This is a genomic window from Litorilituus lipolyticus (genome assembly GCF_006439335.1).
Classification (GTDB): Bacteria; Pseudomonadota; Gammaproteobacteria; order Enterobacterales; family Alteromonadaceae; genus Colwellia; species Colwellia lipolytica.
This window is the reverse complement of sequence record NZ_SAWY01000015.1, coordinates 19,472-28,379: the sequence shown is the minus strand read 5'-3', so window position 1 is coordinate 28,379 and position 8,908 is coordinate 19,472. Positions and strand designations below refer to the sequence as shown.

General features: G+C 35.5%; 7 protein-coding genes. 4 read left to right on the top strand and 3 right to left on the bottom strand.

Going from position 1 to position 8,908, the window contains the following annotated elements; all coding sequences use genetic code 11:
* Window positions 1-136: 136 nt before the first annotated feature.
* Complete coding sequence (locus EPA86_RS07245; protein ID WP_140602767.1) at window positions 137-1,087, bottom strand: LysR family transcriptional regulator; 951 nt, start codon at window positions 1,085-1,087, stop codon at window positions 137-139.
* A 144-nt stretch (window positions 1,088-1,231) separates the two neighbouring features.
* Here EPA86_RS07245 and EPA86_RS07240 point away from each other — a divergent pair, with 144 nt between their 5' ends.
* Window positions 1,232-2,044, top strand: coding sequence for an enoyl-CoA hydratase/isomerase family protein (locus tag EPA86_RS07240; protein WP_140602766.1), 813 nt, complete (start codon window positions 1,232-1,234; stop codon window positions 2,042-2,044).
* 158 nt (window positions 2,045-2,202) lie between these two features.
* On the opposite strand, the gene EPA86_RS07235 is transcribed toward EPA86_RS07240, so the two are convergent.
* The gene (locus tag EPA86_RS07235) at window positions 2,203-3,420 is read right to left on the bottom strand and encodes a DUF3667 domain-containing protein (protein ID WP_140602765.1); all 1,218 of its coding nucleotides are present in this window, start codon (window positions 3,418-3,420) and stop codon (window positions 2,203-2,205) included.
* A gap of 137 nt (window positions 3,421-3,557) precedes the next feature.
* Window positions 3,558-4,142, bottom strand: coding sequence for a TetR/AcrR family transcriptional regulator (locus tag EPA86_RS07230; RefSeq protein ID WP_140602764.1), 585 nt, complete (start codon window positions 4,140-4,142; stop codon window positions 3,558-3,560).
* A gap of 131 nt (window positions 4,143-4,273) precedes the next feature.
* On the opposite strand from EPA86_RS07230, the gene EPA86_RS07225 reads away from it, so the two are divergent.
* From EPA86_RS07225 to EPA86_RS07215, 3 genes are all read left to right on the top strand, one after another.
* Window positions 4,274-5,314 carry an alkene reductase gene (locus tag EPA86_RS07225; RefSeq protein WP_140602763.1) on the top strand — a complete coding sequence of 347 codons (1,041 nt, stop codon included), beginning with the start codon at window positions 4,274-4,276 and terminating at the stop codon, window positions 5,312-5,314.
* A 166-nt stretch (window positions 5,315-5,480) separates the two neighbouring features.
* The gene (locus tag EPA86_RS07220; protein WP_140602762.1) at window positions 5,481-6,023 is read left to right on the top strand and encodes a hypothetical protein; all 543 of its coding nucleotides are present in this window, start codon (window positions 5,481-5,483) and stop codon (window positions 6,021-6,023) included.
* The gene (locus EPA86_RS07215; RefSeq protein ID WP_140602761.1) at window positions 6,020-8,896 is read left to right on the top strand and encodes a prolyl oligopeptidase family serine peptidase; all 2,877 of its coding nucleotides are present in this window, start codon (window positions 6,020-6,022) and stop codon (window positions 8,894-8,896) included. Before EPA86_RS07220 ends, EPA86_RS07215 begins: the two co-directional genes overlap by 4 nt.
* The last annotated feature ends 12 nt before the right edge of the window (window positions 8,897-8,908 follow it).

Here is an 8,908-nt window from a genome sequence, read left to right as displayed (position 1 = left end):
AGGCCTCATATGGCCTTAAAATACAAAACGCCTGATGAAATTCATCAGGCGTTTTAGAAAAAAGTGTCAACCTATATCAGGACAACACAAGGTGATTTTCGTTTTGTGCCAACAGCGAACATGTAGCAAATATGTGTTATGCCTTGTTTCCATACATATTTTCAAAACTAGGAATTTTAGTTTCCCAAATAGGTGTTTCCTCTCCTATTATCTCTTTTAGTGTTTCAATAAACAGTTTAGTTTTTAGTGGAGCATTTCTATGTGGATACACCGCATAAAATGTTCCGTAATCTGCTAAATTTATATGCGTCATAATAGGTATAAGCTTTCCCTCTAAAACTTCATTTTCTATCATTTGTGCTGTCGTGACAGTAATCATTTCTCCTGCTAGTGCTGTGTTAATCAGCATTTCAACTTCATTCACTTTATAAGCTGGGTTTAGCTGAATAAATGCTTCATTTCCTAAATTATCAAAATACTTAATTTTATCTATCACTAAACCTTGAGCTGAATAAACAACCGCGGGCAAGCTTTCAAGTTTGGGGATAGTTGTAGGCTGCCCATACTTTGAAATGAATTCAGGTGCAGCTACGATTAACAGTCTATTTCTAGCTATTTGCCTAGAAATTAAGTTAGATTCTTTTGGCTTTCCTATACGAAACCCTATGTCAAAACCTTCGCCAATAAGATCCACCATTCTGTCTTCTAAAAGTAGTTCAATACAAATGTCTGGGTACATTGACTGAAATCTTAATATGGCTTGTTGAACATACTGACGACCAAAAAGTGTTGAACTGGAAATTTTTAGTTGGCCTCTCGGCTCTGTATGAAAGTTTTCAGCCAAGCGTTTTGAGTTATTGAGCAAATCTCTTAACCGCTTCGCTTGGCCCACCATTTCAGAGCCAGCAACAGTTAATGATAATGATCGTGTTGTACGATTTAATAAATGTACACCAAGCTCATCTTCAAGTTTAGCTATCTGCTTTGAAATAGCGGACCTATTAACATTTCTTTGTTCAGATACTTTTGAAAAACTACCTAGCTCGGATACTTCAAGCAATAAAATAAGTCGGCTCGCAAGATCCATACACACCCCATTGGTTCCTATTTGGAAACATTGTAGTTCATTTTTGTCTGTTTTTGAAAGACTAATAATAGCTTACATTTTCTCTACACAATTGAGGTGGCTCAATACCAGTCACTGTGTTTTTTAGTCAAAGAGGAAAATACTATGAAAAAACTATCTATTACTAAAGAGTCAGGCGTTGCTACAGTACTTATCAAAAACCCTCCGGTAAACATATTAACGATAGATCTAATAAATGAATTAAACGATTTCATTTTATCTCTAAAGGATGATCGAGATACAAAGGCGGTTGTTTTCAAGTCATTCCACGAAGCATTTTTTATTGCTCACTTAGACCTTCATGTAATTAATGGAACTCAGGGCGGACAAGCTGCATCAATTGAATTCAACCACATGATCGCAAATATTAAAGCAATGAAACAACTTTCTATCGCAATTGTTAATGGTGTGGCGCGTGGTGGAGGCAACGAATTTGTTATGGCTTGTGATTTAGCGTATGGCACCGAAAACTCAGCGTTTGCTCAACCTGAGCTGTATATTAACATTCCAACAGGAGGTCAAGGTGCAGTACAGTTTGCTCGTCGTCTTGGTAAAGGTAAGGCATTACAAGCTTTGCTTACTGGGGCTGATTTCACTGCACAGCAAGCTGAGTCATTAAATATTATTACTCAATTTATTCCAAAAATAGAGCTTGATGCTTTCTTAACGCAACTGCTGTCAATCATTGTTGGTTGGGAAGTACGTGATATCGTTATGTACAAAGAGATTATTGCTGCGTCTATCAAAGATGAAGATGTAGGAACAGAATTAGAGTTAAGATATTTTCTAGAACGTGCCAAAGAAGAAAAAACGCAAACCATAATTGCAGCATTCCTTAAACATGGTGGTCAAACAGAAAGAGAAGCTAATGACATCCAAGGAATTTTCGTAGATACAGCAGCGGAACTTTCTAAATAGACTTATGTGGCAACCAGTTAAAAATGGTTGTCACAATTCAATGGACCGCTATTCACTCAAAAGGGAATTTTTTCACACTTCTCTTTATGGTCTTATTGACTCGACGTTAGCCATGCATCTTCTATTGCTATCATGTTTTGCTAATTACAGTTATCAATTTAAATACTCGTTAAGCCCCACACTAGCGCCGCGAGGCCTGTAAAAATTATCATCATTAAATAGGATATTGCGATTATGTTAAACTTAATCACTGTCATAAGCATGCCTTGTTTATAAACGCGCTTTTGCATTAAAAATAAATACACTGGTATCCAAATGAGTAATCCCACCATGAGGGTATTTAACATATCAGCAGCAGTGGGAAAGCTTTCAATAACAACGCCTTCTAATTCATTAAGCATTTCTATTAGTAAAATAATAAAGAATATAAAACTATGGCTATGCAGAGCTACAGTTAAATGCTCCATGTATAGCCGCTTCGAAAATAGATAAAATATTTTTAACAGCAAAGCAAATATAGGTAACAAAATGAACATGAGCTGCGGCATTTTTCCGATAGCTTCTTCAATAAGCTTTGAAGGATCGGACGTTATTGCCGTCTCCGCTTTTTCTTTTAATATATCCACTTGTTCATTCAATTTTTTATTCATTTCAGCAGATAAAAAATCAAAACGTAACGTGCCATCTTCTTGGTTTGATACTCGTATGTAAGAGCTACTTTTTTTGCCCGCTTTCAGGTCTTTTTTATAATCCGCAATACTTTGCTGATACGATTTATAATCAATTTCATCATCACTTGAAAACTCATCAGGCTTTGTCAGCTTTTTTAACTCTAGCTGCGCCAATTTAACGCTATTACTTTGTAATAACGGCGAACTTTTCTGCTGAATATCTGTAACGTACTCATTTAGCCGTTGTTTAACTTCTTCATTTTTCGAGCTGGTAGGTTCTAAATTTAATTCATTAATTGTGTCATTAATGCTTTGTTGGATTTCAGTTGAAGCGGATATAGGTAACTTAGGTGCAGGAATGTCTGTAAATAATTTTAAGGATAGAAAAAAAATAATGCTGATGAACAAGTACAATCTCAGCGGGGGAACATAATGAACACGCTTACCAGCAAAATACTTTTGCGTAAGAAAGCCAGGCTTTAATACTAATGGCAGTAACGTGCGACTTGCTCTAGAGTCAAAGCTAAAAATATCGTCTAATAAATGTAAAATTACCGTACCAAAATAACGAATGTTTGAGGTAATTTCTTGACCACATTCAGCACAGAATTGCCCCGATAAACTCGCTCCGCAATTCTCGCACTCCTTTTTGACTTCTGCTGGTAGGGATTTTTCTTTAGGTTTTACTAATTCAGTACTCGTCATATAACTTTAGGACAAAAATCCTGCTCCATGATTAACTTGGTACAATCATTAGCCTAAAGAATACGGTACAATGAGCTTACTGCCAATAAAAAGGCTTATTTTAATGTGAGATATAAAGCCTAACAGTAAAAGATTCGTTACTCTCGGCATAAATCCTGATACAGCTGATCTGCCAATTGTTTAATTACTTCTGATTGCGGGTGCGTATGAGCAAATGTTCTTAAACCGTAAATTCCCATAACCAAGTATCGAGCTAAATGTTGGCTGTCTTTTAGCGTAGTTAATTCACCTGACAATTTTGCTTGCTCGAACTTTTCTGCGAGCGCTTGTTGCCATTGCTCAAGCACTTCACTAATAAATGATTTTATCTCCTCATCTTGTTCAGCTAACTCATTCAATGACTTCGTTAGTAAACATGCTTTAGCAGTATCGCAACTATTGCACTGAGCAACAATATTATCAATATAGGCTTTGAGTGATCTAAGTACAGCACGATCTTCTGTAAAAAACTGTTGAAATTCATGGTTTCTGTCTTGTTTATATTGCTCTAATGACGCAATTAACAAACCCCGCTTGTTTTCAAAAGCGCAATAAATAGAGCCGGGGTGCAAGCCAGTTGCTTTGGTTAACACTTGCATGCTGGTTTTTGCATAACCTTTATGCAGAAACGCTGCCATCGCGGATCTCAAGACTTGTTCACGATCAAACTCAGCATTTCTCATTGCTAATACCTGCTTAGTGACTAATTAATTCTCCTATGATAATCAATCTTGAATGATTATTCAAAATAATACTTGAATGCACATTCAAATAAGAGTATCTTGAACGCTCATTCAAGAACTAAGGACTTCCTGTGACCGACAATTTATTTGAATCATTCTCATTAAATGACACTATTACGCTTCAAAACCGTATTTTAATGGCGCCACTAACTCGCTGTATGGCTGATGAAAACTTAGTGCCTACTGATTTAATGGCTCAATATTATGGTCGTCGAGCTGATGCTGGCTTAATTATTTCAGAAGCTGCAATAATCCGTCCTGATGGACAAGGCTACCCAAATACACCGGGGATATTCAATCAAGAACAAATCGAAGGTTGGAAGAAAATCACTACAGCGGTTCACCTAAATGGCGGAAAAATATTTGCACAACTATGGCATACAGGTCGAATCGCGCACTCTCACTTTTCGGGTGTAACAACTGTAGCCCCTTCTGCTATTGCTAAAAGCGGTACCGTTGCCCGAATGCGAGAGTTAACTTATGAAGTACCTAAAGCAGTTAATCAGGAAGAAATTGCACAACTTATTGTTGATTATGCTAATGCAGCTCAAAATGCCATAAAAGCTGGATTTGACGGTGTTGAAATTCATGGTGCAAATGGCTATTTAATTGATCAATTCTTACATCATGATACCAATAGACGTGATGATGAATTTGGTGGAACACCAGAAAATATGGTGCGTTTTCCGTTAGCAGTGGTCGATGCAATAATTAATGCGATAGGTAATGAGAAAACTGCTTTACGTGTTAGCCCTGGAGCTTATGTAAATCTAGCAGGTGATGATAGAGATAGACAAGTATTTGATTACCTACTTCCTGAACTTGAAAAAAGGAACCTAGCTTATTTACATATAGGCATTTTTGACGATTCTCAAGAATTTGAATACTTAAACGGCACAGCATCAAGTTACGTGAGAGGCCATTATAAAAATACTCTAGTTGGAGTTGGCAGTTACACCGCAGAATCCGCAAGTGACGCCATTGACAATAATCAATTTGACTTAATAGCTATTGGACGTCCATTTATTGCAAACCCTGATTACGTTGCAAAAGTTAGAAAAAACGAACCTCTAGTAGAATACTCTGAAGAAATGCTCGCCTCTTTAGTGTAGTGCTTAGCGATAAGTAGGCTTTTCCCTCCTGCTTATCGCTTTTTTATTAATTTTGTCTATTAAGAACCATTCCCTACGACACACTTATTAAAAGCTATTTTCCATTTAAAAACAAAAACTAACCTGATAATATACCCTTTAAAAAACTGCAAGTAATAGGGAAATTATGCATCGCTTTATTTCATTGCTAACCATATTCTTAATTAATGGTTGCGCAACACAAGTCAATTCAATAAAAGTAGATCAAGATAAAAAGTTATCAAAGGAAAAAGGCTATCTACTAATAGGTATTGAAACCAATAGAAACCTAAAAGAAATACGTATTTCTGGTCCCGATTATATCTCGCTCTCACATGCAGATTTACGTTTAGGCTCTAACTTCATTTTAACTGATTTAACTGCTGGAACGTATACTATCGAGAAAGTAAAACTCGATAAATATTGGCAGCTAGAAATTGAAGATGAAGAATATTGGACAGTAGATGTACAACCAGAAAAAATAAATTATGTCGGCCATCTACATGTCAAAACAACAGGTTATTGGCAAGTTTATTCACAAATAGAACTTATCAATAAATCATCTTTTGCCGTTGAATTCATGGAGGAGAATTTTCCTAATATCCTCGCAGAAAGGACACTTAATTATGGAGGGCCAGGAGATGATAATTTCCTCACTTTCCTTACAAAAGAAACGGGAGCAGTAAAATGAAAAAAATGACCTTAACTCTCCTTGTCTATCTTTTTACTTTTACTGCTGAAGCTAAACTCATTCCCAGTGAAATATTGTTTTCACAGCCTGAATTTAGCATGGCTCAACTAGCGCCAAGCGGCAAGTATTTATCGATAACAGAAAAAGGTGATAAGGGGGTAAAAATTGTTATCGTAGACAGCAAAACCTTTGAAACTTATGTTGCTGCTAGTTTTCATAAACAACAAAAACTAACAAATTATGTATGGCTTAATGACTCTCAAATCTATATTCAAATATCGCAAAATAATAAAAGGTTTGAATATATTTATGACTTTACATTTAAACAAACGAGTAAAGAAAATAAATTTAATCTTATTAAGAATGGTTACATCGTAAATTGGCTTCCCGATGAGCCAGAGAAAGTGTTATTTACCAAAAAGAATAATAAAAATAGGCATGTTCTTTATAAAGTCGCTTTAAATGATTTAAAAAATAACAATCTTAAAAATGCCGCTATTCTTGATATTTCAGAAAGAAATATAGGTGATTACTTTTTTGATGTTCGCTTCAAGCGCATTGTAACTACAGAAGTAGAGCCTGAAACTAATGATATCATCCTAAAGTGGCGACCTTTAAAAAGCAAAAAATGGCAAACTTTACTTACTTTTAAAGACAAAGATTATCAATTTACTCCTGTTGGATTCATTAGTGAGGATCTTTTAGCCGTTCTTTCAAATAAAGATACTGATAAGGTAGTACTTCATGAATTTAATATAAAAACACAAAAGCTCGGCAAAATTTTATTTCAACATCAAAAATATGACCTGGCTAATGCTGAGTTAGATGACAATGGTACTTTGCAATCTGTTCACTATTACAAGCATGGACTATATACAAAGCAATATTTTGACCCTCAAAATAAAAATTTTTCTGCTCGTTTATCGAAAACCTTTCAAGGCAAAACCGCATTTATTATTGATTCAAGCCTAGATGGTTCAGTTAATTTAATTTACACCGTAAGCTCTGATCATCCAGGTAGATTCCTACTCTACGATAATACTAAAGATAAACTGCAAAGCATTGAGTATTCATATCCTAAACTTGAAGACTATGCTTTCGCTAAAACAGAACATATAAACATAAAAGGAGCTGATGGTACTTCACTTGAGGCATTTTTAACTAAACCAAATACGGGTTCTTTAGACCATAAAACTCTACTAGTTATGCCTCATGGGGGTCCTATCGGTGTTCAAGAAATTGATTATTTCAGTGCAAAAATCCAATACTTAGTGAATCAAGGTTTCTCTATACTCAGAGTAAACTTTCGAGGCTCTGCTGGTTTTGGTAAAGCTTTTCTAGAACAAGGTGTTGGTCAATTTGGTAAACTAATTGAGCAAGATATTACCTCTGCAGTTGATCATGTAACAACACAATACAAATTTAATCATATGTGTTCAATGGGCAGCAGTTACGGTGGTTACTCATCTGTAATGCTTGCCATGAAGTATCCAAGCAAGTACCAATGTGTGGTGGCAGCTTATGGTATTTATGATCTTCCTTTGCTCTTCAATGAAAGTAATTATCGAGCTAGCGATGAATTTAGAAAGAATATTGCCTCAGTAGTCGGTGAATTGAATGAATCTCATATTAGTTCTTCACCTGTATATATGACTGACAAATTACAATCACCAATTCTATTAATCGCTGGCACTGACGATAATATTGCTACTATTGAGCACACCAATCGGTTTAACTATGTATTGCAAAAGCATAACAAAAATATAGAGCGTATCGATTACCAGAGAACAGGACATGGTCACTCCACTTTGTGGGGAGCAAGACATGAAGCCCTTTCTGTAGTTGATTTTTTGTATAAAACTCTAGCCCTACCGAGGCCAATGCCAGACAATTTATCAGAAAAAGAAAGTTCTGCAGTAGCTGAAGATTACGCACTTTTAGCAGATTCTTACAACTTTGAGTATAGAGTCGAGAAAAACATCAAAAAAGCCCATGAATATTACACGTCAGCAGCGAAATACAAACATAGTCGTTCATTGTTTAATCTTGGTGCTTATTATCATCAGGGTAATATAGTTGAAAAAAGCTTCGCCAAAGCGCTTAAGTACTATAAAGAAAGCGCCACGCAAGATTATGCTGGCGCACATCAACGTCTCGGCCGTTTATATATGGAAGGTGAAGAAGTAACTCAAGATTTTGATCAAGCATTTATGCACTTAACTAAGGCTGTGGAACTAGATAAATCAGATGAAAACCAAATGCGTTTAGGTAGATTTTACTGCATTGCCAATAAAAAATATCAAGACTTAACAAAATGTATCGATAGCTTTAAGTTTACAGATAAATCCCGAAAGGAATGGAAAAATATTAATAAGTTTAAAAAAGTGGAATATGCCAAAATATTTACTGATGGCTCATACACCCAAAAAGAACTTCAGAGATTACAAGAAATGATTATTACTGATTATGAACTTACTAACTTGAATGTAACTATTGAAGTTGAAGAAAGTGGCATATTTCACTTTCAAGAAAGTAATAAGTTTGGAGAGTCAGGTATGAATGAGCTAGTTAATGATGGAAACAGTGCATCCTATCAAAAAGGAATAGATGCAAGTTATGGTCTTTATTTTAGTACTGATTTACCTGGCATGGCTTCATATAAAGATAATACAGCGTTAATTGTAAAATGGAGTAAAATTGATAAGACAGGTTCTAGTGAAACACTAAGCAACCGTATTCTTTGGGGAAATACTAAAGGATCGTGGTTTAGTACTAGAAACATTACCAATAAAGATGAAGCTGGTAACTACCAATTAGAGATTTTTGATCTTAATAAGCGTGAACTTTATCAGAGAAAGTTCACTATTAACTAAAGCTAATTCCCC

Excerpts from the sequence above, each read along its gene's own strand:
- EPA86_RS07245 (WP_140602767.1), bottom strand. The coding sequence starts at position 1,087 with ATGGATCTTGCGAGCCGACTTATTTTATTGCTTGAAGTATCCGAGCTA.
- EPA86_RS07230 (WP_140602764.1), bottom strand. The coding sequence starts at position 4,142 with ATGAGAAATGCTGAGTTTGATCGTGAACAAGTCTTGAGATCCGCGATG.
- EPA86_RS07235 (WP_140602765.1), bottom strand. The coding sequence starts at position 3,420 with ATGACGAGTACTGAATTAGTAAAACCTAAAGAAAAATCCCTACCAGCA.
- EPA86_RS07215 (WP_140602761.1), top strand. The coding sequence starts at position 6,020 with ATGAAAAAAATGACCTTAACTCTCCTTGTCTATCTTTTTACTTTTACT.
- EPA86_RS07220 (WP_140602762.1), top strand. The coding sequence starts at position 5,481 with ATGCATCGCTTTATTTCATTGCTAACCATATTCTTAATTAATGGTTGC.
- EPA86_RS07240 (WP_140602766.1), top strand. The coding sequence starts at position 1,232 with ATGAAAAAACTATCTATTACTAAAGAGTCAGGCGTTGCTACAGTACTT.